This is a genomic window from Lysobacter sp. TAF61 (genome assembly GCF_052113485.1).
In the GTDB taxonomy this organism is placed as follows: Bacteria; Pseudomonadota; Gammaproteobacteria; order Xanthomonadales; family Xanthomonadaceae; genus Lysobacter_J.
Genome location: NZ_JBFRDH010000006.1, coordinates 1 through 26,438, shown reverse-complemented (window position 1 = coordinate 26,438; position 26,438 = coordinate 1). Strand labels below are relative to the sequence as shown.

Annotated in this window: 22 protein-coding genes, 1 rRNA gene, 1 other RNA gene and 1 pseudogene; 16 read left to right on the top strand and 9 right to left on the bottom strand. The window is 68.2% G+C overall.

Going from position 1 to position 26,438, the window contains the following annotated elements:
• Positions 1 to 4 precede the first annotated feature (4 nt).
• The 4 genes from AB4Y64_RS13855 to AB4Y64_RS13840 form a co-directional block, all read right to left on the bottom strand.
• The gene (locus AB4Y64_RS13855; protein WP_441817042.1) at positions 5 to 2,191 is read right to left on the bottom strand and encodes a RelA/SpoT family protein; all 2,187 of its coding nucleotides are present in this window, start codon (positions 2,189 to 2,191) and stop codon (positions 5 to 7) included.
• A gap of 188 nt (positions 2,192 to 2,379) precedes the next feature.
• Complete coding sequence (rpoZ, locus tag AB4Y64_RS13850) at positions 2,380 to 2,679, bottom strand: DNA-directed RNA polymerase subunit omega (protein ID WP_158734183.1); 300 nt, start codon at positions 2,677 to 2,679, stop codon at positions 2,380 to 2,382.
• Positions 2,680 to 2,864: 185 nt separating this feature from the next.
• Positions 2,865 to 3,482 (bottom strand): guanylate kinase, encoded by a 618-nt coding sequence (gene gmk, locus AB4Y64_RS13845; protein ID WP_441817041.1) that lies wholly within the window; start codon positions 3,480 to 3,482, stop codon positions 2,865 to 2,867.
• 13 nt (positions 3,483 to 3,495) lie between these two features.
• Positions 3,496 to 4,356 carry a YicC/YloC family endoribonuclease gene (locus tag AB4Y64_RS13840; RefSeq protein WP_441817040.1) on the bottom strand — a complete coding sequence of 287 codons (861 nt, stop codon included), beginning with the start codon at positions 4,354 to 4,356 and terminating at the stop codon, positions 3,496 to 3,498.
• A 72-nt stretch (positions 4,357 to 4,428) separates the two neighbouring features.
• On the opposite strand from AB4Y64_RS13840, the gene rph reads away from it, so the two are divergent.
• From rph to AB4Y64_RS13800, 8 genes and pseudogenes are all read left to right on the top strand, one after another.
• Complete coding sequence (gene rph / locus AB4Y64_RS13835; RefSeq protein WP_441817039.1) at positions 4,429 to 5,202, top strand: ribonuclease PH; 774 nt, start codon at positions 4,429 to 4,431, stop codon at positions 5,200 to 5,202.
• Positions 5,203 to 5,229: 27 nt separating this feature from the next.
• Positions 5,230 to 5,622 carry a VOC family protein gene (locus AB4Y64_RS13830; protein ID WP_441817038.1) on the top strand — a complete coding sequence of 131 codons (393 nt, stop codon included), beginning with the start codon at positions 5,230 to 5,232 and terminating at the stop codon, positions 5,620 to 5,622.
• Between the two features lie 8 nt (positions 5,623 to 5,630).
• Positions 5,631 to 6,227 (top strand): RdgB/HAM1 family non-canonical purine NTP pyrophosphatase, encoded by a 597-nt coding sequence (gene rdgB / locus AB4Y64_RS13825; protein ID WP_441817321.1) that lies wholly within the window; start codon positions 5,631 to 5,633, stop codon positions 6,225 to 6,227.
• A gap of 5 nt (positions 6,228 to 6,232) precedes the next feature.
• Positions 6,233 to 7,381 (top strand): annotated as a pseudogene (hemW, locus tag AB4Y64_RS13820) (radical SAM family heme chaperone HemW); the annotation flags it as partial.
• A gap of 298 nt (positions 7,382 to 7,679) precedes the next feature.
• Positions 7,680 to 9,932 carry a DUF1631 domain-containing protein gene (locus AB4Y64_RS13815; protein ID WP_441817037.1) on the top strand — a complete coding sequence of 751 codons (2,253 nt, stop codon included), beginning with the start codon at positions 7,680 to 7,682 and terminating at the stop codon, positions 9,930 to 9,932.
• Positions 9,929 to 10,273 (top strand): PilZ domain-containing protein, encoded by a 345-nt coding sequence (locus AB4Y64_RS13810; RefSeq protein WP_441817036.1) that lies wholly within the window; start codon positions 9,929 to 9,931, stop codon positions 10,271 to 10,273. The genes AB4Y64_RS13815 and AB4Y64_RS13810 overlap by 4 nt, the downstream gene beginning before the upstream one ends.
• 143 nt (positions 10,274 to 10,416) lie before the next feature.
• Positions 10,417 to 11,739 carry a Xaa-Pro dipeptidase gene (gene pepQ, locus AB4Y64_RS13805; RefSeq protein ID WP_441817035.1) on the top strand — a complete coding sequence of 441 codons (1,323 nt, stop codon included), beginning with the start codon at positions 10,417 to 10,419 and terminating at the stop codon, positions 11,737 to 11,739.
• Between the two features lie 130 nt (positions 11,740 to 11,869).
• Positions 11,870 to 12,400 carry a hypothetical protein gene (locus tag AB4Y64_RS13800; RefSeq protein WP_441817034.1) on the top strand — a complete coding sequence of 177 codons (531 nt, stop codon included), beginning with the start codon at positions 11,870 to 11,872 and terminating at the stop codon, positions 12,398 to 12,400.
• A gap of 4 nt (positions 12,401 to 12,404) precedes the next feature.
• On the opposite strand, the gene AB4Y64_RS13795 is transcribed toward AB4Y64_RS13800, so the two are convergent.
• The 3 genes from AB4Y64_RS13795 to AB4Y64_RS13785 all read right to left on the bottom strand — a co-directional run bounded on the left by AB4Y64_RS13795 (position 12,405) and on the right by AB4Y64_RS13785 (position 15,704).
• Positions 12,405 to 13,703 carry a hypothetical protein gene (locus AB4Y64_RS13795; protein ID WP_441817033.1) on the bottom strand — a complete coding sequence of 433 codons (1,299 nt, stop codon included), beginning with the start codon at positions 13,701 to 13,703 and terminating at the stop codon, positions 12,405 to 12,407.
• 66 nt (positions 13,704 to 13,769) lie between these two features.
• Positions 13,770 to 15,095, bottom strand: coding sequence for an aminopeptidase P N-terminal domain-containing protein (locus AB4Y64_RS13790; protein ID WP_441817032.1), 1,326 nt, complete (start codon positions 15,093 to 15,095; stop codon positions 13,770 to 13,772).
• 69 nt (positions 15,096 to 15,164) lie between these two features.
• Positions 15,165 to 15,704 (bottom strand): UPF0149 family protein, encoded by a 540-nt coding sequence (locus AB4Y64_RS13785; RefSeq protein WP_441817320.1) that lies wholly within the window; start codon positions 15,702 to 15,704, stop codon positions 15,165 to 15,167.
• A 199-nt stretch (positions 15,705 to 15,903) separates the two neighbouring features.
• Between AB4Y64_RS13785 and AB4Y64_RS13780 the strand changes: the two genes are divergently transcribed.
• From AB4Y64_RS13780 to rpiA, 7 genes are all read left to right on the top strand, one after another.
• A complete protein-coding gene (locus tag AB4Y64_RS13780; RefSeq protein WP_441817031.1) occupies positions 15,904 to 20,436 on the top strand; it encodes an EAL domain-containing protein in 4,533 nt (1,510 codons plus the stop codon).
• Between the two features lie 113 nt (positions 20,437 to 20,549).
• The gene (locus tag AB4Y64_RS13775) at positions 20,550 to 20,771 is read left to right on the top strand and encodes a TIGR02449 family protein (RefSeq protein ID WP_441817030.1); all 222 of its coding nucleotides are present in this window, start codon (positions 20,550 to 20,552) and stop codon (positions 20,769 to 20,771) included.
• Between the two features lie 67 nt (positions 20,772 to 20,838).
• Complete coding sequence (locus AB4Y64_RS13770) at positions 20,839 to 21,144, top strand: cell division protein ZapA (protein WP_441817029.1); 306 nt, start codon at positions 20,839 to 20,841, stop codon at positions 21,142 to 21,144.
• Between the two features lie 107 nt (positions 21,145 to 21,251).
• A non-coding RNA gene (gene ssrS, locus AB4Y64_RS13765) (6S RNA) lies at positions 21,252 to 21,437 on the top strand.
• Between the two features lie 101 nt (positions 21,438 to 21,538).
• The gene (locus AB4Y64_RS13760) at positions 21,539 to 22,132 is read left to right on the top strand and encodes a 5-formyltetrahydrofolate cyclo-ligase (RefSeq protein ID WP_441817028.1); all 594 of its coding nucleotides are present in this window, start codon (positions 21,539 to 21,541) and stop codon (positions 22,130 to 22,132) included.
• Positions 22,129 to 22,599 carry an EVE domain-containing protein gene (locus AB4Y64_RS13755; protein WP_441817027.1) on the top strand — a complete coding sequence of 157 codons (471 nt, stop codon included), beginning with the start codon at positions 22,129 to 22,131 and terminating at the stop codon, positions 22,597 to 22,599. The genes AB4Y64_RS13760 and AB4Y64_RS13755 overlap by 4 nt, the downstream gene beginning before the upstream one ends.
• A 49-nt stretch (positions 22,600 to 22,648) precedes the next feature.
• Complete coding sequence (rpiA, locus tag AB4Y64_RS13750) at positions 22,649 to 23,311, top strand: ribose-5-phosphate isomerase RpiA (RefSeq protein WP_441817026.1); 663 nt, start codon at positions 22,649 to 22,651, stop codon at positions 23,309 to 23,311.
• Between the two features lie 62 nt (positions 23,312 to 23,373).
• Here rpiA and hmpA read toward each other — a convergent pair whose 3' ends face one another.
• Positions 23,374 to 24,552, bottom strand: coding sequence for an NO-inducible flavohemoprotein (gene hmpA, locus AB4Y64_RS13745; RefSeq protein WP_441817025.1), 1,179 nt, complete (start codon positions 24,550 to 24,552; stop codon positions 23,374 to 23,376).
• Between hmpA and norR the strand changes: the two genes are divergently transcribed.
• Entirely contained in the window at positions 24,524 to 26,257 is a 1,734-nt protein-coding gene (gene norR / locus AB4Y64_RS13740) for a nitric oxide reductase transcriptional regulator NorR (RefSeq protein ID WP_441817319.1), read from the top strand. The two genes, hmpA and norR, sit on opposite strands and share 29 nt — an antisense overlap.
• Before the next feature lie 101 nt (positions 26,258 to 26,358).
• On the opposite strand, the gene rrf is transcribed toward norR, so the two are convergent.
• Positions 26,359 to 26,438: ribosomal RNA gene (gene rrf / locus AB4Y64_RS13735) — 5S ribosomal RNA — on the bottom strand; the annotation flags it as partial.

Here is a 26,438-nt window from a genome sequence, read left to right as displayed (position 1 = left end):
GCGACTACATCCGCTGCACGCCCAGCACCACGCCCAGGCGTCGCACGCGCCGCATCACGTCGGCGAGGTGGCGGCGGCCGCTGACCTCGATCGCGAAACGCATCACCGCCACGTTCGCATCGCGGTCGAGGTATTCGACGCGGTCGATGTTCGACTCCGCTTCCGCGATCGCCGCGGCAACCTGTGCCAGTGAACCCGGACGGTTGTCGACTTCGATGCGCAACGCCGCGGCGAAGTCGCCGGTAACCTGCCGGTCCCAGCCGATCGGCACCCAACGGTCGGGCGACTTGCGGTAGTCGGCGACGTTCGGGCAATCGAGACGGTGCACCACGATGCCCTTGCCGGCCGTGTGGTAACCCATGATCTCGTCGCCGGGAATGGGCAGGCAGCAGTTGGCGAAACTGATCACGCCGCGCTCGGCGCCGGTGATGAGGATCTTGTCCTGCGACAGCGGCTGCAGCGGCAGGTCCTTCGCGCGCAGCGGTTTTCCAGGGCTCTCGCGCGCCAGCGCCTGCGCCACCTGTTGCGGCATGCGATTGCCCAGGGCGATGTCGGCCAGCAGCGCCTCCAGGCGCGGATAGCGGAATTCGGCCAGGTAGGACTCCATCCGCACCGCAGGCACGCGGTCGAGCGAGATGCCCAGTGCCTCCAGCGCGCGGTCGAGCATGCGATGGCCCAGCTGCACCGCATCCTCGTGTTCGAGCTGCTTGAGCTGCTGCCTGATCGACGTGCGGGCCTTGCCCGAGACGACGAACTCGAGCCACTGCGGCTTCGGCGACGAGGACTTGGCGGTGATGATCTCCACCCGCTGGCCGCTGGCCAGCCGCGTACGCAGCGGCACCAGCTTGCCGTCCACGCGCGCCGCCACGGCGCGATTGCCGACGTCGGTGTGGACGGCGTAGGCGAAATCGAGCGCGGTCGAATTGCGCGGCAGCGACATGATGTCGCCCTTGGGCGTGAACAGGTAAACCTCGTCCGGGAACAGGTCGACCTTGACGTTCTCGAGGAACTCCAGCGACGAACCGGTGGAGCGTTGCGACTCGACCAGGTTGGCGATCCAGCTGTGGGCTCGGCTTTGCGCGCTGCTGGGGCCGTCGCCACCGTGCTTGTAGGACCAGTGCGCGGCGATGCCGCGCTCGGCGATCAGGTCCATTTCCTCGGTGCGGATCTGCACTTCGATCGGGGAACCGTAAGGACCGAACAGAACCGTGTGCAGCGACTGGTAACCGTTGGCCTTGGGAATCGCGATGAAGTCGCGGAAACGCGAGTCCAGCGGCTTGTACGACGCGTGCACCACACCCAGGGCGTGGTAGCAGTCCGGCACCGTGCGCACGACCACGCGGAAGCCGAACACATCCATCACCTGGGCGAAGGTTTTGTGCTCCGAGCGCATCTTGGTGTAGATGCTCCACGGCGACTTGACCCGGCTGACCAGACGGTGCGGCACCTTCTCTTTCGCCAGCCGCTGCGCCAGTTGCGCCTCGATCTGCACCAGCGACTCGCGCCGCACCACCGGCTGGGTGCGCAGGCGTTTTTCGATCACCGCGTGACGCCAGGGATGCAGCGCGCGGAAGCCCAGGTCCTGCAGCTCGGCCTTGATCAGGTTCATGCCCAGGCGCTGGGCGATCGGTGCGTAGATCTCCAGCGTCTCGCGGGCGATGCGGTGGCGCGCCTCCATGCTCTGCGCGCCAAGGGTGCGCATGTTGTGCAGGCGGTCGGCGAGCTTGATCAGGATCACGCGCAGGTCGCGCGACATCGCCAGCAGCATCTTGCGGAAGCTTTCCGCGGTGGCTTCCTGGCGGTCGCGGAACTGCAGCTTGTCGAGCTTGGTGACGCCGTCGACCAGCTCGGCCACGGTTTCGCCGAACTCGCTGGCGAGGCCGTCGCGGGTCAGCGGCGTGTCTTCGATGGTGTCGTGCAGGATCGCCGCGATCAGCGTCTCGACGTCCAGGCCCTGGTCGGCCAGGACCTTGGCCACGGCCACCGGGTGGGTGATGTAGGGCTCGCCGGATTTGCGGGTCTGGCCGGCATGCGCGGCCGCGCCGATCGCCCAGGCCCGGCGCAGGCTCTGGCGCTGGGGCGCGGGCAGGTACTCGGCGGCGTTTTCCAGCTCGCGCACGTAGTCCGGCACGTCCGCGTCATCGAGGACGACGGCGGGATGCGTGCTGATTGCGGACTCTGCGGGGGTCATGGAGAGAATCTACGCGTGCGGCGGCGCGCTGTGCAATCAGGGCGCACATACGCAAACGGCCCCGCCCAAGCGGGGCGCACATATGCAAACGGCCCCGCCGAGGCGGGGCGCACATACGCAAACGGCCCCGCCGAGGCGGGGCCGTGCAGTTCGCGGCGCCGGTTGAACGCGGCTGCGAAGGGGTTGGATCAGTCGTCGCCCTTGGACAGGTCGTCGTCGGCGACCACTTCGGCGGCGGCCCATTCCAGCGCCTCGCGCTCCTTGCGCTCGCGCTCGGCCTTCTCGACGGCGTCGATGTAATCGGTATCGATGCGGCGCGCGGCGATTTCGCGCAGGGCCAGCACGGTCGGCTTGTCGTTGGCTTCGCTGTTGTCCAGCTGCGGGTCAACGCCATTGGCCAACTGGCGGGCGCGCTTGGCGGCCATCATGACGAGTTCGAAGCGGTTATCGACCACTTCCAGGCAATCTTCAACGGTGATGCGGGCCATGGGGCTCCTGGCGGCCGGCGGGCCGTCCATACAGGCTTTAAGGGACCGCAGAGTGTAGTCGCGGCGCGGGTGCGAAGCAAGCCGTTCGTTGAAAATCAATCAGTTAGGCGCGCACAACTGACCCGGCTGTCCACTTTTGCCCCTCCCCTGCCTGCAGGGAGAGGCTGGGAGGGGGTCGAACCGCGTCACTCGTCGGCGAGCAGCGCCGTGATCAGGCGCGAATGGCGCGCGACCTGCTGGTCGCGGCGGACGCGGCTGGCGGTGAAGATCGCGCACATCTCGTCGACGGCGGTGTTGAAGTGCTCGTTGACGATGACGAAGTCGAATTCGCCGTAGTGCGACATCTCCTCGCGCGCCGCCGCCAGGCGTTGCGCGATCACTTCCTCGGTGTCCTGGCCACGGTTGCGCATGCGCTGGTCCAGCGCCTTGCGCGAAGGCGGCAGGATGAAGACGCTCACCGCATCGGGCACCTTGGCCCGGACCTGGCGCGCACCTTGCCAGTCGATCTCCAGCAGCACGTCCTTGCCGGCGGCCAGTTGCGGCTCCACCGACTGCCGGGCCGAGCCCTTCCAGTCGCCGTGCACCAGCGCCGACTCGAAGAAGTCGCCGGCGGCGACCATGCGTTCGAATTCTTCCTTGCTGACGAAGTGGTAATGCTCGGCGTGGCGCTCGCCCGGTCGCGGCTGGCGCGAGGTGAACGAGATCGACAGGCAGATGTTCGGGTCGCGCTCGAGCACCGCATTGACGATGCTGGATTTGCCGGCGCCCGACGGCGCCGCGACGATGAAGAGAGTTCCGCGCATCAGTGGGCCCGTGTCATTCGATGTTCTGGATCTGTTCGCGGACCTGGTCGATCAGCACCTTCAGCTCCACCGCCGCCGCCGAACTGCGCGCGTCGACCGACTTCGAACCCAGGGTGTTGGCCTCGCGGTTGAACTCCTGCAGCAGGAAGTCCAGGCGCCTGCCGACCGCTTCCTTGAGCTTGAGCACGCGGCGCGCCTCGCTGACATGCGAATCCAGCCGGTCGAGCTCTTCGTCGACATCGAGCTTCTGCAGCCACATCACCAGTTCCTGTTCGAGGCGACCGGAGTCGAGCGGCTGCGCCAGGTCGGCCATGCGCGCCTCGAGCTTGCTGCGCTGGCCGGCGCGGATCACCGGCATCAGCGTGCGCACTTCGGCCGCGATCGCGGCGATGCCGTCGACGCGTTCGACGATCACCGTCGAGAGCTTGGCGCCCTCGCGTTCGCGCGCACGGATGAACTCGTCCAGCACCTGCTCCAGCAGCTCAAGGGCCTGCGCCTGCAGCGCGGCCGGGTCGGCGGACTGGGTCTGCAGCACGCCGGGGAATTGCAGCAGTTGGGTGAAATCGGTCTGCAGGCGCGGGAACCGTGCCTCCAGGTCCAGCGCCAGCTCGCCCAGTTCGCGCAGGCGCAACGGGTTCAGCTGCAGCGCGCCATCGCCATCGGCGGTGCGCAGGCGCAGCGCCAGGTCGATCTTGCCGCGGGCGACACGGGCGGCGACGCGCTCGCGCAGTGCCGGCTCCAGCGCGCGCAGCTCGTCGGGCAAGCGCACGCCCAGCTCCAGGAAACGGTGGTTGACCGAGCGCAGCTCGCAGCCGAGCGTGCCCCACGGAGTGGCGCGTTCGCCGCTGGCGAAGGCGGTCATGCTGCGGATCATCGGCAAATCCAAGGGCTGGCAGGGTGCGAATGGTAAACTCGCGCGCCCCCAGAACGGTAATCATCGGCCATCATGACCACGACCGGCACGCCGCAAGCCCCTTCCGCCGGCCAAACCGCGCAGGCGGTGGTCCGCCCCAGCGGGCGGGCGCCCGCGCAAATGCGCGAAGTCCGCATCGAGCGCGGCTACACCCGCCACGCCGAGGGCTCCGTCCTGGTCAGCTTCGGCGAGACCCGGGTGCTGTGCACCGCCAGCGTCGACAACAAGGTCCCGGGATTCCTGCGCGGCAAGGGCGAAGGCTGGGTCACTGCCGAGTACGGCATGCTGCCGCGCGCCACGCATACGCGCAGCGACCGCGAAGCCGCACGCGGAAAACAAGGTGGCCGCACCCTCGAGATCCAGCGCCTGATCGGCCGCTCGCTGCGCGCCTGCGTCGATCGCAAGCTGTTGGGCGAACGCACCATCACCCTCGACTGCGACGTCCTGCAGGCCGATGGCGGCACCCGCACCGCCGCGATCACCGGCGCCTATGTCGCCCTGGTCGATGCCGTGCGCCTGTTGCAGTCGCGCCGCGAGATCACTCGCGATCCAGTGTTCGGCGCGGTCGCCGCGGTCTCGGTGGGCATCTACCGTGGCGTGCCGGTGCTCGACCTCGACTACGCCGAGGACAGCGACTGCGACACCGACATGAACGTGGTGATGAACGACGGCGGCGGCTTCATCGAGCTGCAGGGCACCGCCGAGGGCCATGCCTTCCGCCGCGAGGAACTGAACGCGCTGACCGCGCTGGCCGAGGCCGGCATCGCCGAGCTGGTGGCCAGGCAGCGCGAGGCGCTGGCGGGCTGAGATCGCCGCCGCCATGAAGCTGCTGCCATGAAACAGACCATCGCCAACGTCACCCTCGTCGTCCGCGACTACGACGAGGCCATCGCCTTCTATACCGGCGCGCTCGGCTTCAACCTGCTCGACGACATCGACCTGGGCGACGGCAAGCGCTGGGTGCGCGTGGCGCCGCGCGGCGCTGTCGAGACCGCGCTGCTGCTGGCGCAAGCCGGCGACGACGCCCAGCGGACGCGCATCGGCGACCAGACCGGCGGCCGTGTCGGTTTCTTCCTGCACACCGACGACTTCCACCGCGACCGTGCCGCGATGCGCGCGCATGGCGTGCGTTTCCTCGAAGAACCACGCCTTGAGGCCTACGGCATCGTGGCGGTGTTCGAAGACCTGTACGGCAATCGCTGGGACCTGCTGGAACTGAAGCAATGAACCTGCCGATGAAATGGGTGATCGCCAGCAGCAACGCCGGCAAGCTGCGCGAATTCCGCGATCTGCTCGGCGGCAGCGGCATCGAGTTCGTGACCCAGGGCGAGCTCGGCGTCGGCGATGCCGACGAAACCGGCCTGACCTTCGTCGAGAACGCGCTGCTCAAGGCGCGCAAGGCTGCGCGCGAGACCGGCATGCCGGCCCTGGGCGACGATTCGGGCCTGTGCGTGGATGCCCTGGGAGGCGCTCCGGGCCTGTACTCGGCGCGCTACGCCGGCGTCCACGGCGATGCCGGCGCCAACATCGACAAGCTGCTCCACGCGATCAGGGACGTGCCCGACGCGCAGCGCGGCGCACATTTCTACGCCGTGATCGTGCTGCTGCGCCACCCCGAGGATCCGCAGCCCTTCATCGCCGAAGGCAGCTGGTCCGGACGCATCCTGCATGAGCGTCGGGGCGACGGCGGCTTCGGCTACGACCCGGTGTTCTTCGACCCCGACAATGGTTGCAGCGCCGCCGAGCTCGAAACCGGCCTGAAGAACCGGATCAGTCACCGCGGCCGCGCCCTCGCCGCCTTGCGGCAACTGCTGCACGCCGGAACGCACTGACCGCCGTGTCGCTGACCACGCCGCCGCTGTCGCTCTACGTCCACCTGCCATGGTGCGTGCGCAAGTGCCCCTACTGCGATTTCAATTCGCACGAGGGTCGCGGCGCGTTGCCGTTCGACAGTTATGTCGATGCGCTGCTGGCGGACCTGGACTTCGACCTGCCGCTGGCCTGGGGCCGCAACGTGCACTCGGTGTTCTTCGGTGGCGGCACGCCCAGCCTGTTCCCGCCCGAACACATCGACCGTTTCCTGCAGCAGGCCAGCAGCCGCCTGCGCTTCGTCCCGGGCTGCGAGATCACCCTGGAGACCAATCCAGGCACCGCCGAACACGGCCGCTTCGAGCTGTACCGACAAGCCGGAGTCAACCGCCTGAGCTTCGGCATCCAGAGCTTCGACGACGGCTGCCTCAAGCGCCTGGGCCGGATCCACGACAGCGGCGAGGCCGAGGCGGCGGTGAAGCTGGCCCAGGACGCCGGCTACGACAACTTCAACCTCGACCTGATGTACGCGCTGCCCGGGCAGACGCTGGCGATGGCCGAGCATGACCTCGAACGCGCCTTCGCCCTGCAGCCCACCCACGTCAGCCACTACCAGCTGACGCTGGAACCGAACACGGTGTTTGCCGCGCGGCCGCCGCAAGGCATCCCCGACGAAGACGCCAGCTGGGACATGCAGGAGCATTGCCAGGCACTGCTGGCCGCGGCCGGGTACGCCCAGTACGAGGTCAGTGCCTACGCGCAGCCTGGCCGTCAGTGTCAGCACAACCTCAACTACTGGCAATACGGCGACTACCTCGGCATCGGCGCGGGCGCCCACGGCAAGTTGACCCTGGGTGCCGAGCAGACCGTCCTGCGGCGCTGGAAGACCAAGCACCCGACCCAGTACCTGGTGCAGGCCGGGCACGCCGGTGCGATCGGCGGCGACGACCGGGTCGAGCCGGCACGGCGTCCGTTCGAGTACATGCTCAATGCCCTGCGCCTGGTCGAAGGCTTCAGCCTGGCCGCGTTCGAGGCGCGCACCGGACTGACGCGCGAGGCGATCGCCCCGCAAATGACCCAGGCCATCGCACAGGGCTGGCTGGAAACCGACGGCGACCGCGTGCGTCCGACCGAACTGGGGCGTCGCTTCACCAACGACGTCGTCGAGCTGTTCCTGGTCGAGGATGCGACCGGCGAGACCGAGAACGACCCGGAAGGTCCGAACGTGTCGCAGCGCGTCATGGTTGACCACGCAAAGTAGCGCAAGGCCCCGTAGGCGGGCTTGCGCTGGCCGCTAATGGCCGCCCTCACCGTTACAACAATTGGTCGCTCCCTGAGGACCGCTGGGGCGGGAGGCTGGCGGGGCACCGGGGTGACGATGCATGATCGTCCCGATCGCCAGGGTGACCCTAATGTCTGCAACGTTCGAACCTCTCGGTAGTTCGATTCCCAGGCCTACGCTGGCGTCAGCCGCGTTGCCAAAGCGGGTTCGACGGGTACTGGAGCATCTTTATGCGCTGGTCTCCGATGAGATGGCGCGCCAGCTCGAGCACATGCTCGGCGAATTCGAACAGCAGCTGTTCAAGCATGCCGACCAGGCGCGCACGTCGGCGCAGCAGTCGGCCCATCTTGAAACTTTGCGCACTGCACGACTCAATCGCTCCGACCTGGTTCCGCACTTCCTGGCCTTGCTGGAAGGCGCACTGACCACCGTCCGCGATCCAACACTCACCACCGAAGCGCCAGCGGCGCTGCCCACCTTCCGCGACCTGCGCCTGGTCGACGACGGCGAGGCCGACGAAGCCAACCTGCTGCGCAGCATCGCGATCCGCCACGAAGCCCGTGCCGGCCTGCCGCTGCTGCTGCTGGGGCAGCGCTTCGGCGTGCTCGGCGGCGCGCCTGCGTTCGACGCAGACCGCCTGCCGGTCGGTCCGTACCAGCTGTGCAGGATCCTGGCCGAAGCCACGCAGTCACTGCAGATCACTCCAGAAGCGCGACTGCACCTGTACCGCGTCTTCGACCAGCACGTCATGTCGGGCTACGCGCAACTGGTCGAAACGATGAACGCGCTGCTGGCACGCGAGAACGTGCTGCCGAGCCTGTCGTTCGTGCCGGTGCGCAGCCGCGCCAAGGGCCAGCGCCAAGGGCACGGCCACGCGCAGGGACACGGCCAGGCACAGGACCAGGGCGGCGAACAGGGGCAGGGACAACGGGAGGATTCGATGGTGCCGCGCCGCGGCGCCGACGCCAGCAGTCCGCTGTTCGATCCGCAGCGCCCGCACACGGCGTGGCCGGGGCAGCCAGTGCTGAACCACGGCGACGACCACGAATCCTACGTCTCGCTGCAGAACCTGCTCAGTGGCCGCCGCGAGCTGATGGACAAGCTGCGTACCGGTGGCGACCCCGGCACGCCGCGGCCGACCTTGTCGGCCAGCGACATTTCCAGCGCGCTGGCGGGGCTGCAGTCGATCCCCGCCCATGCCACGCCGCCGCGCAACCTCAACGACGTGCGCCAGACACTGCTGGCACAGGCGCGGCAACAGCGCGGTGAAGCGACCTCACTCACCCGCGAGGACGCCGACACCTTCGAGCTGCTCGATCAGTTCTACAACGAGATCGGCCGCGAACTGCGCAACGACGCCGCCGTCTCCTCACTGCTCAACCGCCTGCAGGTGCCGCTGCTGCGCCTGGCGCTGCAGGACCAGGCGTTCTTCGTCCGCCAGGAACATCCGGCGCGACAGCTGCTCAATGCGGTTGCCGAAGCCGGCGCGCACTGGCTGCCCAAGGAAGAGGCCGACCCGGCGCTCAACGAACAGCTGCGGCGCGCAGTCGATCACGTGGTCGAGCACTACGACGGCGACGATGGCGTGTTCGAGTCGGCCAACCAGCAGCTGCAGGAGCATCTGCGGCTGATGGCGCGCAAGGCCGAAGTGGCCGAGCGTCGCCACGTCGAAGCCGCACGCGGCAAGGAAAAGCTGGTGCTGGCCAAGCACCAGGCCACCGAGGCGATCACCGAGGCGCTGCACGACCAGAAACTGCCCAAGTTCGTCCACACCCTGCTGACCCAGGCGTGGACCGACGTGCTGACGCTCACGCTCCTTCGCCATGGCGAGGAGTCGGACGAGTGGCAGCGCCAGCTCGAAGCCACGCGCCAGATCATCGCCGCCAACACGGTCGAGAACCGCGCCCCGGCGCCGGAACCGCTCGGCGAGGATATCGAACAGGCACTGACCCAGGTCGGTTACCACGTCGATGACGCCGGTGCGATCTCGCGCCAGCTGACCACCGGCCACGCCGCCAACGACGACGCCGCCACCCGCACCGAGCTGGCGCTCAAGCTCAAGTCGCGCACGCGACTGGGCGAGGAGGATGCGCCGCGCGCAGTGGAGACTCAGCCGCGCGATCCGCACGAACAGGAATGCTGGCAACACCTGCGCACGCTACCCTTCGGCACCTGGTTCGAGTTCGACCTGGAAGCGCCGGGCGAGGTCATCCGCCGCCGGTTGTCCTGGTTCAGCCCGCTCACCGACAACGCCCTGTTCGTCAACCAGCGCGGCCAGCGCGTCGGCGAGCAGTCGCTCGACAGCCTGGCGCGGCAGATGGCCGCAGGCCGCGCGCGCATCGTCACGGTCGAGAAGAGCCGCCTGGTCGATCGCGCCTGGAGCGCCGTGGTCAGCGCACTGAGCAACCTGGTATCGGGCCCGACCGTGCAAGAGGCGCACGCATGAACGAAGAATTCCGCCGCGCCCGACGTCGCTCCATCCAGGAGCCGGTGCAGGTCGTCGACACGATGACCGACACCGTGATCGGGCAACTGAGCAACCTGTCCGAGAGCGGCATGCTGCTGATCGCCAACTCGCCACTGGTCGACGATGGCCTGTACCAGCTGCGCTTCAACCTGCGCGGCACCCCGCACCAGAGTTCACCGATCGAAGTCGGTGCGCACCTGCTGTGGCAGGACAAGACCAGCACGCCGGGCCAGACCTGGTCGGGCTTCCGCTTCATCACCATGCTCGAGAGCGAGCTGCAGCAGTTGCGCAACTGGCTGGACACGACCAACGGCCATTGATGCCGGCATCGACCCCGGCACAGGTGGGGCCGACCGTTTCCTGAACCAGCCGCGGCAACCGGCCCAACCGCCAGCAAAGGCGACCCGCGCCTGCACGGCGATGCGGCAAAATGGTCCGGTCTCCGACCTCCCGCCGCCTACGCATGAGCACGCTCGCCTCGTTGTACCCCCAGCACCTCGCCGAACTGCACCGCCGCACCGAACAGGCGCTGGCACGCGGCGGCTTCGATCACCTGGTCGTGCCCAGCGGCACCTCGCACTACCAGGCGTTCGATGATCGCGACTACCCGTATGCGGTCAACCCGCAGTTCAAGGCCTGGCTGCCGCTGACGCGCGCACCCGGCAGCTGGCTGGTGGCGACGCCGGGTCACAAGCCCAAGCTGATCTTCCTGCAGCCGTTCGATTACTGGCACGTGGTGCCGTCGGCACCGGGCGGCTACTGGGCCGATCACTTCGACATCGTCGTGATCCGCAAGCCCGACGAGGCGCTGCAGCACCTGCCGTCGAATCCCGCGCGCTGCGCGATCGTCGGCGAGGCGCAGAGCGCACTGGGCGCGTTCGTGCCGAACAACCCCGCGCCGGTGGTCAACTACCTCGAGTACCACCGCGCCTACAAGACACCGTACGAGATCGCGACGATGCGCGAGGCGACCCGCCGCGGCGTGCGCGCGCACCGCGCCGCCGAGCGCGCGTTCCGTGCCGGCGCCAGCGAGTTCGGCATCCACCTGGTGTATTGCCAGGCCGCCGGCCAGGATGCCAACGACCTGCCGTACAACAACATCATCGCCCTCAACGAACACAGCGCGGTGCTGCACTACACCGACCGCGACCTGGTGCCGCCGGCGCAGGTGCGCAGCTTCCTGATCGATGCCGGCGCCGCACACCACGGCTACGCCTGCGACATCACCCGCACCTATGCGCTCGATGCCGGCAGCGAGTTCCAGGCGATGATCGACGCCGTCGACGCCGCGCAGCTGAAGATGTGCGACCAGGTCCGCGCCGGCACCGACTACAAGCAGATCCATGTCGACGCCCACCTGGCGCTGGCCGGCATCCTCAGGGATTTCGGCGTGATCAAGGTGTCGCCGGAAGCGGCGCTGGCCACCGGCGTCAGCAGCGCGTTCTTCCCGCACGGCATCGGCCACGGCATCGGCCTGCAGGTGCACGACGTCGCCGGCTTCGCCGCCAGCGACAGTGGCGGCACGATCGCCAGGCCCGATGGCCACCCGTACCTGCGCCTGACCCGCGTGCTGGAGCCAGGCATGGTCGTGACCATCGAGCCGGGCATCTACTTCATCGACATGCTGCTCGACGAAGTGAAGGCCAACGGCCATGCCGACAGCGTCGACTGGGCGCGCGTGGAGGCCTTCAAGCCCTTCGGCGGCATCCGCATCGAAGACGACGTCGCCTGCACCGATGCCGCACCGGCCAACCTGACCCGCGACGGCTTCGACGAGGCGGCCTGAGCGCAAGCCTCCCTCTGCCGCCGGGAGGGGGACGCCTGGAACGGGCACGCCTGAAGGAATTGGCCGGCCCGTTACCTGCAATTTCCCCGCTCGCCGTTAGCCTGACCATGGGCCTGCGGCGGGAGGAGTCATGCGGCAAACGATGGTGCTCGGGCTGGTGTTCGGACTGGTGCTGGCCACGGCGGGCGCAGCCGCGCCTGCGCGGGGGCTGGCACAGGAGACGAAGCCCGGGGCGGCCCAGTCCGCGACACCTGCGCCTCCCGAAGCGCCGCCGGTCGACGTCCCCCAGGACGTGGCGATCACCGTCCAGGTGTCGGCCTCGGCCCAGGACAAGGTCGGCCGCCTGTTCGTCGAAGCGATCCGCGAACAGCTGCGCCAGTCGCTCGATCTGGCCCTGGTCGAGGACAGCAAGGACGCACGCATCCGCCTGAAGGTCGCCACTCTCGATCCCGACAACGGCATCGGTCGTCGCACGGTCTATTCGGTGGTGGTGACCGTGCGCCCGGCCGATCGCGACCTCGATGTCTACTGGAACAACTACGTCGGCCTGTGCGGCCAGGCGCGCGTGCCGGCGTGCGCGCGCAACATCGTCGACGAGGCCGGTGCGCCCACCGCGTCGTTGCGGACCATCATCGAAACGACCACCGGCCCAGCGCCCTGAGCGCTCAGCGCAGCTGCGGTGCCCTGGTCGATTGCGCGGCGCAGGTGCGAAGCCGGTACGCGACATGGCGCTCGTACAACGCGTTGTGCACGTTGTGCAGCGCCAGCTCGATACGGAACGGCGTGCGCGGGTTTCGATCGAGCAGGCGTGCGATGTGGAACCCGACCGGCTTCACGCCCTGCCGGTGCACGTAGACCTCGAAGCCGCGATAGAACGGATCGTCCAGCAGCGCGTCGATGCGCGCCAGGGTCGCCAGTGTCGCCGCCGACTGTTGTGCGCGCAGAGCCGGATCCTTCTCGTACAACAGCCGCTCGAAGTACCGCCGCGGCTTGCGAGCCTGGATCGTGCGCGCGAGCGACCACATCTGTTGATTGCGTTCGTTGTAGAACTCGAAGCCCTCGTGCTCGCGCAACGCCGCGGCCGCCTGCGCACTGACGTCGTAGACAACGAAATTCTCGGCCTGGTTGTTGAGGTCGTCGAGCTTGCTGCGCGCGAACACGTGGAAGATGAAACCCGGCAGCCCCATGAAGGCCTGCCGGCCCTGCCGTGATGCCGCCTCGGCCCGGCCGTCACGGGTGAACTCGCCGGCCGACGAACCCAGCAGGATGCTGCGCGTCGAGCGCAGCCGGTTGAAGGTGCCGATCACGATCTCGTCGGCGTCGAACGCGTTGTCGAATCCTTCGTTGCCGTAGAGCTCGGCCTGGGTTGCGTATTGCGCGACCTGCCGGCCCAGTCCGCATTCGCCGCGAACGTGCCCGCTGTAGAACGCCTCGATCGCGCGCGAGTTGCTGCCGCTGGGTTGATAGCCGCGGCCGAAGGTGGCGATGGGCTTCCAGCCGTCGTGTGCCGCGCCGCCCGCGCCGAAGCCGATCCAGCCGGTCTGCACCGATGTGAAGCGGAAGCCGGGGTTGGCGACCAGCCGGTCGACCGCACGCCGGGTTGCGGCTCCCAGCGCGAAGCCATAGGCGCAACTCGTGGCCGGATGGTGCAGCAGTTCGTCGCCCAGGCGTTCCATCGCCGCTGCGTCGAATCTTTCGGGCACGCGTACGACCAGATCGCCCGCGGCCGTCGCCTCGGCCAGGCTGGCCCGGTCGCAGGGCGAGCCGGCAGCGATCTCTACAGCCGCACCGGCAGACGGCACGAACCGCCAGCCCAGCTGCTCCAGCAGGCGCTGCCTGCAGTCGGCTTGGCGTGCCGGCACTGCGCCAGCGCTGGCGAGCAGGACGAGGGCGATGCCGAGCCCGACGATGGCCCTGGCCGGGCGCGGCGGACGGATCGTCGATGAAGTTTTCGCAATGGGCACCGTCGCAGCCTACGGCCGCACGGTGAAGGGATGATCAGCGCGGTCCGTTCGACTGCCTCGCCGCACTCACGCCCGCGCCATCAACGCCTCGATCTCGTCGGCGCTGCGCGCCAGCTTGTCGGTCAGGACCTCGCAGCCATCCTGCGTCACCAGCACGTCGTCTTCGGTGCGGATGCCGATGCCGCGCCACTTCGCGTCGACGCTGGTGTCATCGGGCGCCACATAGAGGCCGGGCTCGATGGTGAACACCATGCCGGGTTCGAGCAGGCGCGATTCGCCGTCGATGCGGTATTCGCCGACGTCGTGCACGTCCAGGCCGAGCCAATGGCCGGTCTTGTGGCGATAGAAGCGGCGGTAGCTGGCATCGGCCAGATTCTTCTCGAGCCTGCCCTTGAGCAGGCCGAGCCTGAGCAGCCCTTCGGTCAACGTTTCCACTGCCGCCACGTGCCCTGCCTCGTACGGGATGCCGGCGCGCGCCTGCGCCAGCGATGCCGCCTGCGCTGCACCGACCAGGTCGTGCAGTGCGCGCTGCTCCTTGCTGAAGCGGCCGCTGACCGGGAACGTGCGGGTGATGTCGGAGGCATAGCCACGGTATTCGGCGCCCGCATCGATCAGCACCAGGTCGCCGTCCTTCACCGCCGCGTTGTTGGCGCGGTAATGCAGCACGCAGGCGTTGCTGCCGGCGCCGACGATGCTGCTGTAGGCCGGTTCGGCGTCGTGCTGGCGGAACACGCGTTCGACTTCAGCCTGCAGCTCGTACTCGTGCATGCCGGCACGCGCGGCGCGCATCGCCGCTTCATGCGCGAGCACGCTGATGTCGGCAGCGCGCTGCATGATGCGGATCTCGTCGCGATCCTTGAACAGGCGCAGCTCGTCGAGCAGATGGCCCAGCTCGAGGAATTCGTGCGGCGGCTGCGCGCCCTGGCGCACCATCGCGCGCACGCGGTTGAGCCAGCCGATCAGCTTGAGGTCGAATTCCTGGTCGCGGCCGAAGTGGTAGTACACCCGCGAGCGACCTTCGAGCAGGCCCGGCAGGATGTCGTCGAGGTCGGTGATCGGATAGGCGTCGTCCAGGCCGAACGCCTCGACCGCACCTTCCGGGCCGAAGCGCGGGCCATCCCAGCCTTCGCGCTCGGGATCGCGCTCGCGACAGAACAGCAGCACTTCGCCGTGCTTGCGGCCGGGCACCAGCACCAGCACCGCCTCGGGTTCCGGAAAGCCGGTCAGGTAGAGCAGGTCGGAATCCTGCCGGTACGGATAGTGGGTGTCGCGGCTGCGGATGCGTTCGAGCGCGGCCGGCAGGACCAGGATGGCGTCGTCGCCGGCCATGCGCATGAGCTGCTTGCGGCGGCGGGCGTAGGCCTTGGCGGGGATGGTGATGGGCTTGGGCATGGAGTTCCGTTGACTGGGCCCTGCTCCCACCCGCGCGGGGCATTCGCCCCGGGCCGATGGACCGATCGATCAGTTCAGGCGCTGCCTGTGCTGCGCCGCCAGCACGCAGTCACCGTGCAGCAGCAATACCGCGACGCGAACGAACTCTTCGATCTCGACCAGCGCGATCTCGTCTTCCTCGTCGCCGTCGCTTTGCGGCTGCGCGGCAGCGAGCTTGCCCAGGTCGGCCAGTGCTTCCTGGCCTTCTTCCGACAGCTTGGTCTTGCCGCCACCGGCCAGGCCGAAACCACCGAGGAAACCGCGGCACCATTCGAACAGCGCACCGCTGCGCTCGGCCAGCGAGGTGTCGGCGGCAGGCAGCAACAAGGCGAAGTCGAAGCTGCGGTCGGCGAGCTGGGCGGCGCTTGCTTTGCGCAGTTCGTCGAGCGCGCCGCCTTCGGCAGGCGCCGGCAGGGCTTCGTCGGCCAGCACCCGGGCGGGCCATTCGCGCACCGCGGCGCCGCCGCCGGCGAGCCAGCCGCAGAGGCCGCCATGGAGCTCAAAGGGCGAAGCAGCAAGGGCCAGCTGGCGGCTCTCGGCCTCGATGGCGGTCAGATCGGGCAGTTCAATTTCGGACACGGGACAAGGCTCGGGGGAGTCACGGCAGTGTAGCAACGCAGCCGCGTCTTGTTGCCGGAGCAAACGCTTGCCTACACTGCGCGCTGCAATACTCAAACCCCGGGTGTCCGTGCGTCCGCCCTCCCCAGCCTCCAGCTTCCCCATTCGGCTCGTGTGGCTAGGCCGGCTTGCCGGTCCCGTGCTGGCGCTGGTGCTGACGACCGCGACCGCGCCGGTCGCGGCGGCGACCCGCGATTTCTACTTCTCGCGGCTGGGCGGCGAACGCGGCCTGACCCAGAACACCGTCACGGCGATGGTGCAGGACCCCCAGGGCTTCGTCTGGGTGGCCACCCAGGGCGGACTGCATCGTTACGACGGCCAGCGCTATCTGCCGTATCGGCACAACCCTCGCGACCCCGACAGCCTGCCCGACAGCAACATCACCTCGCTGGCGCTGGAAGGCGATCGCGCCCTGTGGGTCGGAACGTATTCGGAGTACCTGAGCCGGCTCGACCTGGGCAACGGCAAGATCCGCCGCTACGCCGCCTCGGCCCCCAGCCACCCTCATCGCCAGGTCATCGCGGTCCTGCCGTGGCGCGGCCAGCTGTGGGTCGGCACGGCTGCGGGCCTGGAGCGCCTGGACCCGGTCAGCGGCGCGCGCCGGACCGTGCTGTCGCTGCAATCGCAGCCGGCGGGCAGCCCGGCCCGGCAGACCCTGCTGGCGACCCGCGACGGCATGGCCTGGTACGGCGGCCCGCTGGGCCTGTACCGGATCGATCCGGCCGGGACGGTGCAGCGCGTCGGACCGGAAGTGGCGGTGCTGTCGCTGCAGCAGGACAAGGCCGGGCAGCTCTGGCTGGGTCGCAACGATGGCCTGTTCCGCCTGCACAGCAACGGCCGCGACCTGGTGCGTGCATGGCCGCAGGGGCCGCCGCAGGATGCCAACGCGACCGCGGTCCGCGCGATCGTGCAGGCGCCCGACCACCAGTTGTGGCTGTCGGTCTACGGCTACGGCCTGCGCCGCTTCGATCCGGCCAGCGGCAAGGACGTGCAGGTGCACGAGGAGCCGGGCATAGAGGCCAGCCTCCCCGATGACGCGGTCAACGCGATGATGGTCGACCGCGGCGGCATGCTCTGGGTCGGCGGCCAGTTCCGCGGCGTCGCGGTCGCTGATCCCCGTGGCACGCGTTTCAGCTACGTGTTCAACCTGGAGCAGCCGCGCACGCGCAGCCCGGCGGCGGCCGACAGCATCCGTTCGGTCACGCAGGGCGAGGACGGCGCGCTCTGGCTCGGCACCGACAACTCACGCCTGTTGCGCTACGCGCCCCAGGAAGATCGCTTCGACGATCTCACCGCGTTGATCTCCGACCAGGACCAGGCCAAGCCGCCGCGCGTGACCGGGTTTGCACCGGCAGATGCGGGCGACCTGTGGGTGGCCACCGATGTCGGCCTGTACCGGCTCGACCCGAAGCGGCGGCAGGCGCGCTACATGGCGATCCCCGGCCTGGAGCGGCAACCGCTGCGCTCACTGGCGGTCGCGCGCGACAACTCGTTGTGGATCGGCAGCCACGGCAACGGCGCGTACCACTACACGCCCGCCAGCGGCGCGCTCACGCATTACCCGTACCGGGAAAACGACCCCGACAGCGTCAGCTACCCGGTGGTGCACGCCATTGCCGAAGACCGCCACGGCCACGTCTGGATCGGCACCGGCGACGGCCTCGACGTGCTCGATCCGGCCAATGGCCGCATGCGCCATTTCCGCCACGTCGGCCAGGATGAGTCGAGCCTGCCCGGCAACCGCGTGCGCGCCCTGCACCTGGCCCGCGATGGCACGCTCTGGGTCGGCACGCATGCCGGCCTCAGCCGCGTGGCCGAAGCCGCCAATGGCGGCATCAGCTTCGTCCAGCCGCTGACCGGCACGCTCAACAGCTCGATGGTGCCGGTGGTGTTCGCGATCGCCGAAGGGCCGGCCGGCAGGCTGTGGCTGAGCACCCAGGCCGGCATCATCAGCTTCGAGATCGCCAGCGAGCGCACGCGCAGTTACGGCCTCGCCGACGGCCTGCAGGACCTCGAGTTCCATGGTGGCTCGGCGGCGCAGCTCAGCGACGGCCGCATCGTCTTCGGCGGCGTGCGCGGCCTCAACGTGTTCGACCCCACCCGCATCGTCGACTCGCACTACACCGCACCGTTGCGCCTGCTCGGCGCGTGGGTCGGCAGCGAGGCCACCACCGAGCCGCGCGCCCTGTGGCAGCCGACCCGGCTCGACCTGCCCGATGCCGCCGGCCTGCTGCGCCTGCGCATCGGTTCGCTCGACTTCGCACCTGCGGCCGGCATCCGCTACCGCTACCGCATGGACGGTTTCGACAAGGACTGGGTCGACAACGGCGACCAGCACGACATCACCTATACGCGCCTGCCGGCGGGCAACTACCGTTTCCTCGCCCAGGCCACCAACCGCGACGGTGTCTGGAACGAGCAGACCCTTGAAATCCCGGTCCATATCGCGCCGCCGCTGTGGCGTCATCCGCTGGTCATTGCCGGCGCCGTGCTCGCCGCACTGGCGCTGGCGCTGGTACTGGCATGGCGACGCCACCGCGACCGCCGGCGCGAGCGCGGTTATTTCGCCCAGATCCGCGAACGCGACGAACGACTGAAACTGGCGTTGTGGGCCTCCGGCGAGCAGTTCTGGGATTACGACCTCGACAGCCGCGTGCTGCGCCGCACCCGCGCCGACGACCAGGCCGGACTGACGCCGGAACTGGGCGTGCAGACCCTGGTCGACGCCAACCTGCAGATCCATCCGGAAGACCAGCCGCACGCCGTCGAACAACTCAAGCGCCACCTGCGCGGTGATGCCGCCCTGTTCCTGTCCGAGCATCGCGTGCGCGAGGACAACAAATGGGTATGGATGCGCGCCCGCGGCCGCGTCGTCGAGCGTGGCGCCAACGGTCGCGCCCTGCGCGTGGCCGGCACTGCCCGCGACATCACCGCCAACCGCAGCGCCGAGCGCGATCGCCTCATCGCCGGGCAGGTGCTCAACAGCATGATCGAGGCGGTCGCGGTGTTCGATCGCGAGTTCCAGTTCGTCTCGGTCAACCCCGCCTTCACCCGCATGACCGGCTATGCCGACTCGGAAGTGATCGGGCGCCCGACCCGCCTGCTCGACAGCGACCAGCACGATCCGGCGTTCTACCAGCACGTGCGCAGCGAACTGCGCCGCAATGGTCGCTGGTCCGGCGAGATCTGGCAGCAACGCAAGAACGGCGACGAGTTCCTGTGCTGGTTCCAGGGCAGTGAAGTGCTCGACTCCAGCGGCCAGCACGGCCACTACGTTGCCGTGCTGGGCGACATCACCGACCAGAAGCGCGCCGAGCAGGAACTGCGCTACCTGGCCAACTACGACACGCTGACCAGCCTGCCCAACCGCGCGCTGTTGTCGGAGCGGCTGTCGCGGGCGATCGTGCGTGCGCGCCGCCACGGCAGCCGCATCGCGATGCTGTTCCTCGACCTGGACCGCTTCAAGGACATCAACGATTCGCTGGGCCATGCCGCCGGCGATCGCATCCTGCGCGCCGCCGCGATCCGCCTGCAGCAGGCGGTCGGACCGCAGCACACCGTTGCCCGCCTCGGCGGCGACGAGTTCACTGTGCTGCTGGAGAACCTCGAGCACGTCGAGCAGGCCGAGCAGGTCGCGCGCGACGTGCTGGTCGCCTTCGAGACGCCGCTGGACATCGACCAGCGCCACGACGTGGTCATCTCGCCGTCGATCGGCATCAGCCTGTACCCCGACCATGCACTGGTGCCGACCGACCTGCTCAAGCACGCCGACACCGCGATGTACCAGGCCAAGGCCGCAGGTCGCCGCACCTTCATGCGCTACACCGAGGCGATGGACGTGGAAATCCGCGGCCGCGCCACGATTTCGGCAGCGCTGCGCGGCGTGCTCGACCGTAACGAGCTGCGCCTGGTGTTCCAGCCCAAGCTGTCGCTGGACCAGTCGCGCATCACCGGCGTGGAGGCGCTGCTGCGCTGGCGCAGCTTCGAACTGGGCGACATCTCGCCGGCGCAGTTCATCCCGCTCGCCGAAGAAAGCGGCCTGATCCTGGACATCGGCGAATGGGCGCTGCGCGAGGCCTGTGGCGTGCTCAAGCGCTGGCGCCACAACGGCCTGGACCAGCTGAGCATGGCGGTCAACGTGTCGTCGCTGCAGCTGTTGCGCGGCAACCTGCCCAAGCAGGTCGCACGCGCGCTGGTCGAAAGCGGCGTGCCACCGGAAATGCTGCAACTGGAGCTGACCGAAAGCGTGATCATGGCCAACGCCGGGCAGACCTCGGCGACGCTCGATGCACTGCGCGCGCTCGGCGTCGGCCTTGCGATCGACGACTTCGGCACCGGCTATTCGTCGCTGGCCTACCTCAAACGCCTGCCGATCAACACGCTCAAGATCGACAAGGAATTCATTGGCGACCTCACCCGCGACGCCGACGACGAGGCGATCACCACCACGGTCATCGCCATGGCGCATTCGCTCGGCCTGACCGTGATCGCAGAAGGCGTGGAGACCGAAGCGCAGATGCAGTTCCTGCGTGGTCGCGGTTGCGACGAGATCCAGGGCTATTGGCTGGCGCGTCCGCTCGAAGCGGCCGACTGCCTGGCCTTCATCCGCGCCTGGACACCGCAGTCGGTACCGAGCGGCAATGGCGCCGGCGGCACCGTGGGCACCGTCAGTTCGCCCGGCTGACCGCGGCGGACACGGCGGGCACGGGGGCCGCACCGGCCGGAGTGAGCACTCCGGCATGAACCCGGGCCGCGGCCGCCCTTGACCGGTCCCCCGGCCCTGCTATCGTGCGCGGCATGGACCAAGCCGAACTTCTCGCCCAACTCAAGTCGCTGGCCGACCGGGTCGAGCAGCTTGCCGAGCGCTCGCGCCGGCTGGGCGAGGAGAACCGCAGCCTGCGCCAGCAACAGGAACAGCTGGCCGGCGAACGCTCGGCATTGCTGGCAAAGAACGAACAGGCGCGCGCCCGCGTAGAGGCGATGATCGCGCGATTGAAGTCACTGGAGCAGCACACGTGAGTGGTGATCTGATGCGCATCGGGGCGGGCACCGGATCGACGGCATCTGCATCGCAGGGCCCGGCCCGATGAGCAGCGCCAGCGAACCGGTCAGCATCCGGCTGCTCGATCGCGAGTACACCGTGGGTTGCGAGCCCGACGAGCGCGACAGCCTGCTGTCGGCGGCGAAGCTGCTCGACACCAAGATGCGCGAGATCCGCGGCAACAACCGCATGGCCGCGCTCGACCGCGTCGCAGTGCTGGCCGCGCTCAATCTCGCCCACGACCTGCAACAACTGCGCACCGAACATGCCAGCCGCGACCGCGAGTTCTCGCGCACGCTGACCGATCTGCATCGTCGCCTCGACGACCTGTTCGACCTGCCCGCCCGCTGAATCCAGCGTCGCGCGCAAGGCATCCGGCACACGGCTGCACTGAACCGTTCCACGTCCATACCGACGAGCGGGCACTTACTTCACAGGCTGCGCGCTATACTTCGTTCTGTCCTCTGCTGTGCGCGACAGCGTGCGCAAACATTCGCCTTGTCCCTTATGACGACACCGGGGGCGCGACGGAGGCCCGGAGTGCAGGTCCGCCTCGTAGCGGGAAGCCCGAAGGCAGCCAAGCGTTCCCACTTGAACCCCGGGTTCAAGGTCGTTTCGCAGGCATCGCCATCGGCGGAGGACTACTCATTCAGCGGCGTCGATCCTGGCATCGGCCCGCGCGGTACCCCAGGACCGGGCGCGACTTCGCGCCCGATCTTTTTTCACAGCAAAGGACGAGCGCCGCATGACGGCTGACCGCGCGGCGCTGCGCCGCGAACTCCGCGATCGCCGCCGCGCCCTGGGCGCCGCAGACCGCATCGCCGCCGCCGAGCGGCTGGCCGCCCAGCTGCTGGCGCTGCCGTTCGCGCCGGAATCGGGCTACGTCAGCGGTTACTGGGCCACCGACGGCGAAATCGCCCTGCATGTCTGGCAATTGCGGCTGCCGCGCGAATGCGTGTACTGCCTGCCGGTGCTGCACGAGGACGGTCGCCTGCGCTTCGCCCCCTGGCGTCCGGGCGACCCGCTGGTCAGCAATCGTCACGGCATCCCGGAACCCGACGTCGCGCCGACCTCGCTGCTCGAACCCGAGCAGATGAGCCTGGTGGTGGCGCCCCTGGTGGGCTTCGACGAGCGTGGCCACCGGCTCGGCATGGGGGGCGGCTGGTACGATCGCAGCTTCGCATTCCGCCACCAGCAGCCGGCTCCGCCCTGGCTGGTGGGAGCGGCCTTCGACAGCCAGCGCGTCGACACGCTCGACCGCGCCGACTGGGACGTCGCCCTCGACGCGGTCTGCACCGGGACGACGACGATCAATTGCAGCAGCAGGGCCACCGCATGACCGCACGACGCCGCTACTGGCTGATGAAGTCCGAACCGGATGCTTTCTCGATCGACGATCTCAAGCGCGTCGGCACCGAACCCTGGAACGGCGTTCGCAACTACCAGGCGCGCAACTTCATGCGCGACGGCATGCAGATCGGTGACGGCGTGTTGTTCTACCACTCCAATACCGAGGTTCCCGGGATCGTCGGCACCGCCACCGTGGCGAGCAAGGCCTATCCCGACGAAACCCAGTTCGATCCGAAGTCCGATTACCACGATCCCAAGAGCACGCGCGAGGAGCCGCGCTGGTTCCTGGTCGATGTCGCCTTCGATCGCAAGTTGAAGCGGACCATCTCCCTGGACGAGATCAAGCAGCACGCCGCCAAACTCGGCGAGGACTTCGCGCTGATCCGCAAGGGCAACCGGCTGTCGGTGTTCCCGGTCCAGGCGGCGCAGTGGAAGTACCTGCTGTCGCTGGAGTGAACCCGTTGTCGCTCGCTGCAAAGAATTCCTGCCCCCACGAGTTGAAACCATGAGCGAAGCCAAGCGCCTGGCCGGCGAAAAAGCCATCGAGTACGTCGAGGACGGCATGATCGTCGGCGTCGGCACCGGATCCACGGTGGCCTACTTCATCGACGCCCTGGCGCGCATCCAGGATCGCATCAAGGGTGCGGTTTCCAGCTCGGAACAGAGCACGCAGCGCCTGCGCGCACACGGCATCGAAGTGCTCGACCTCAATTCCACCGGCCCGCTGTCGCTCTACGTCGACGGCGCCGACGAGTGCGATCCGCACAAGCGCCTGATCAAGGGCGGCGGCGCCGCGCTGACGCGCGAGAAGATCATCGCCGAGGCCAGCCAGAAGTTCGTCTGCATCGTCGATCCGAGCAAGCGCGTCGACGTGCTCGGCAAGTTCCCGTTGCCGGTCGAAGTGATTCCGATGGCCCGCAGCCTGGTCGCCCGCGAGATCCTGGCGATGACCCGCGGCCAGCCGGTGTGGCGCCAGGACGCCGCTGGCAACGGCGTGGTCACCGACAACGGCAACGTCATCCTCGACATCCACGGCCTGGCGATCGTTGATCCGGTGGCGCTGGAGCAGGCGATCAACCAGATCCCGGGCGTGGTCAGCGTTGGCCTGTTCGCCCGCCGCCCCGCCGACGTCGTGATCATCGGCGGCGAACCGCCGACGCTGCTTTGATCTGACCTGCAGGCATGGCGTCCGGGCTGAAGCACCCGGACGCTGCAAGGTCTGTTCGCCGATCAGCCCAGCGCGGAGGCCGGACCGAAGAACTCGTAGTGGCACTGCGGCTCGGGAACGCCCATCGATCGCAGATGCCGCTTGACCGCGCGCATGAAGGGTTTGGGTCCGAGGAAGTACACATCCACATCGCGCGTCTGCGGCATCCACTGCTCAAGCAATGAGCGGTCGATGTAACCGACGGCATCGGCCATTTCGGCATTGGCCTCGTCCTCATAGCAGTAGAAGCGCTGGAGGTGCGGATGCTCGCGTGCCGCCGTGTCGATCCACTCGCGGAATGCATGCACGCCGGCATTTCGCGCGGCATGGATGAAATGGATCGGGCGTCCGCTCGGCAGCGCCGATTGCAGCATGGCCAGCGTCGGCGTGATGCCGACGCCGCCACTGATCAACACCAGCGGCCGTTCGGCAGGCTTGAGCGCGAAATGCCCGGAAGGTGGGAACAGCTCGACCTCGTCGCCCACCTGCACATGCGCGTGCAGATGACCTGAAACCGCACCGCCCGCGACGCGCTTCACGCTGATCCGATAGTGATTGTCGTTGGCTGCCGCGGACAACGAATAGTTGCGGCGCTGATCGACACCGTCCACCTCCAGGCGCAGACCGATGAACTGCCCCGATGCGTGCGCCATGATGGGTGCGCCATCGCTCGGCGCAAAGTAGAACGAAGTGATCTCGTCGCTTTCGATGACCTTGTCGATCACGGTGAACCTGCGTGCGCCGCGCCAGCCACCCGGCCGATCCGCAGCCACCTGGTACAGGTTGGCCTCGGTGTCCATCAGGATCCCGGCCAGTTGCTGGTACGCCGCCGCCCAGGCTTCGATCACCGCATCGGTGGCGATGTCCGGCCCGAGCACCTCGCCAATCGCGCGCAGCAGGCAGGCGCCGACGATCGGATAGTGCTCCGGCTGGATCTGCAGGGAGACGTGCTTGTTGCCGATCAGCGTAACGAGCTCGGCGAGTTGATCGAGCTGGTCGATGCGGCGGGCATACATCAGCACGCCGTTGGCCAACGCCCGCGGCTGCTCGCCGCTGTGCTGGTTGGCCTGGTTGAAGTAGGGACGCAACTGTGGGTTCTCGCCCAGCAGGATCGCGTAGAAGTGCCGGGTCAGCGCCTCGCCACCGCTCTCCAGCAGCGGGACCGTGGACTTGATGATCTGGCGATGTTCGGTGGTCAGCATGCAGCCGTCTCTCGTTGTGGGGTACTCCCTGTCTACTCAAGTCCCGTGCCAGGTAATTGAGCCAACTAGATCAACAAGATGGTTCGGTCGGTGGTCCAATCGACCACGGCCGCCGGCGGTAGAATCGACTCCGATGAGTGTCGATCTGACTGCACCGGACCTGCTCGAGACCGTTCTTCCCGTGGTCGACGACCTCTCGCGCGACCTGCCCGAGCACGAGCGCTACGGACGGCTGCTGGCTGCAGTGCGGACCCTGTTTGGCAGCGACGCCAGTGCGCTGCTGAAGCTCGAAGGCGACACCCTCGTCCCGATGGCCGTGGATGGACTCAGCGAAGACACGTTGGGCCGCCGGTTCCTGGTTTCCGAACATCCGCGCCTGGCCGCACTGCTGGCCAGCAACGCCCCAACGCGCTTTCCTGCCGACAGCCATCTGCCTGATCCTTATGACGGACTCGTGCTCGGCCACGACAGCCGCCTGCATGTGCACGACTGCATGGGATGCACGCTGACCGTGGCAGCCAGGCCCTGGGGATTGCTCACCATCGACGCGCTCGATCCGGGTCGCTTCAACGATTCCGATGTGCAGCTGTTGCGGACGTTCTCCAGCCTGGCCGCTGCTGCGGTGAGCGCGGCCGAACGCATTCGCCAACTGGCCCAGGATGCCGAGCACGCGCGGTCACGCGCGGAAAGTTACCGTGTCGCTGCGGACGGCGCAGCCGCCCGGCCGTTGTTGGGACGAAGCCCTGCTTTCAAGCGCCTGCAGTCGGAACTGCAGGCGGTCGGCAACAGCGAACTGACGGTCCTGCTCAAGGGCGAAACCGGCGTGGGCAAGGAACTGGTCGCCAAGGCGCTGCACGCGGCGTCACCGCGCGCCGGCAAGCCGATGATCTCGATCAACTGCGCGGCGCTGCCGGAGTCGCTGGTCGAGAGCGAACTGTTCGGTCATGTCCGCGGCGCATTCTCCGGCGCAACAAGCGATCGTCGCGGCAAGTTCGAGCTGGCCGACCAGGGAACCCTGTTTCTCGACGAAGTCGGCGAACTGCCGTTGCCGGTCCAGGCCAAGCTGCTGCGGGTGATTCAGAGCGGCCAGCTCCAGCGCGTGGGCTCGGATCGCGAACACCGCGTCGACGTTCGCATCATCGCGGCCAGCAACCGCGATCTGGCCCAGGAGGTACGCGACGGCCGCGTTCGTGCCGATTTCTACCATCGCCTCAGCGTGTACCCGCTGCAGGTGCCCCCGCTTCGTGAGCGCGGCAACGACATCCTGCTGATCAGCGGGTATTTCCTCGAAGAGAATCGTCGCCGTCTCGGCCTGGGCGGCCTGCGCCTGACCGCCCACGCGCAGGCCGCGCTGCTGGCGTATGCGTGGCCCGGCAACGTGCGCGAACTGGAGCATCTGATCGCGCGCAGTTCGCTCCGCGCCCTGAGCGCCCGTGCCACCAGGCCGCGCATCCTGAGCCTGGAGGCCGGCGATCTCGATCTTCCAGGCGCGCGGCCGGCGGCTGAACCCGAGCCGGAATCGACAGAACATCAGCCAGGCGAAAGCCTACGGGACAGCCTGGCAAAGCTGGAGAGGCGCCTCATCCAGCAAGCGCTCGATCGCCATGGCAACAACTGGGCCGCGGCGGCGCGATCGCTGGGGGTGGATCGCGCGAATCTGGCGCGGTCGGCCCGCCGTCTCGGGCTGAAAGCCGCGTCCGGATAATCCCGCAAGTTAATGAGGGCATTAACTTGCGTGGGCATCGACTTTCCTTGCGCACAAAGAAAAACCCCCAACCTTTCGGCTGGGGGTTTTAGGGGTAAAGCCCCTGGCGATGACCTACTCTTGCATGGCTTAGGCCACACTACCATCGGCGCATGTGCGTTTCACTTCCGAGTTCGGAAAG

What these genes read in the sequence shown, in the direction of transcription:
- AB4Y64_RS13855 (WP_441817042.1), bottom strand. Translation starts at nt 2,191, where the DNA reads ATGACCCCCGCAGAGTCCGCAATCAGCACGCATCCCGCCGTCGTCCTC.
- rpoZ (WP_158734183.1), bottom strand. Translation starts at nt 2,679, where the DNA reads ATGGCCCGCATCACCGTTGAAGATTGCCTGGAAGTGGTCGATAACCGC.
- gmk (WP_441817041.1), bottom strand. Translation starts at nt 3,482, where the DNA reads ATGCGCGGAACTCTCTTCATCGTCGCGGCGCCGTCGGGCGCCGGCAAA.
- AB4Y64_RS13840 (WP_441817040.1), bottom strand. Translation starts at nt 4,356, where the DNA reads ATGATCCGCAGCATGACCGCCTTCGCCAGCGGCGAACGCGCCACTCCG.
- rph (WP_441817039.1), top strand. Translation starts at nt 4,429, where the DNA reads ATGACCACGACCGGCACGCCGCAAGCCCCTTCCGCCGGCCAAACCGCG.
- AB4Y64_RS13830 (WP_441817038.1), top strand. Translation starts at nt 5,230, where the DNA reads ATGAAACAGACCATCGCCAACGTCACCCTCGTCGTCCGCGACTACGAC.
- rdgB (WP_441817321.1), top strand. Translation starts at nt 5,631, where the DNA reads ATGAAATGGGTGATCGCCAGCAGCAACGCCGGCAAGCTGCGCGAATTC.
- AB4Y64_RS13810 (WP_441817036.1), top strand. Translation starts at nt 9,929, where the DNA reads ATGAACGAAGAATTCCGCCGCGCCCGACGTCGCTCCATCCAGGAGCCG.
- pepQ (WP_441817035.1), top strand. Translation starts at nt 10,417, where the DNA reads ATGAGCACGCTCGCCTCGTTGTACCCCCAGCACCTCGCCGAACTGCAC.
- AB4Y64_RS13800 (WP_441817034.1), top strand. Translation starts at nt 11,870, where the DNA reads ATGCGGCAAACGATGGTGCTCGGGCTGGTGTTCGGACTGGTGCTGGCC.
- AB4Y64_RS13790 (WP_441817032.1), bottom strand. Translation starts at nt 15,095, where the DNA reads ATGCCCAAGCCCATCACCATCCCCGCCAAGGCCTACGCCCGCCGCCGC.
- AB4Y64_RS13775 (WP_441817030.1), top strand. Translation starts at nt 20,550, where the DNA reads ATGGACCAAGCCGAACTTCTCGCCCAACTCAAGTCGCTGGCCGACCGG.
- AB4Y64_RS13770 (WP_441817029.1), top strand. Translation starts at nt 20,839, where the DNA reads ATGAGCAGCGCCAGCGAACCGGTCAGCATCCGGCTGCTCGATCGCGAG.
- AB4Y64_RS13760 (WP_441817028.1), top strand. Translation starts at nt 21,539, where the DNA reads ATGACGGCTGACCGCGCGGCGCTGCGCCGCGAACTCCGCGATCGCCGC.
- AB4Y64_RS13755 (WP_441817027.1), top strand. Translation starts at nt 22,129, where the DNA reads ATGACCGCACGACGCCGCTACTGGCTGATGAAGTCCGAACCGGATGCT.
- rpiA (WP_441817026.1), top strand. Translation starts at nt 22,649, where the DNA reads ATGAGCGAAGCCAAGCGCCTGGCCGGCGAAAAAGCCATCGAGTACGTC.
- norR (WP_441817319.1), top strand. Translation starts at nt 24,524, where the DNA reads ATGATCTGGCGATGTTCGGTGGTCAGCATGCAGCCGTCTCTCGTTGTG.
- hmpA (WP_441817025.1), bottom strand. Translation starts at nt 24,552, where the DNA reads ATGCTGACCACCGAACATCGCCAGATCATCAAGTCCACGGTCCCGCTG.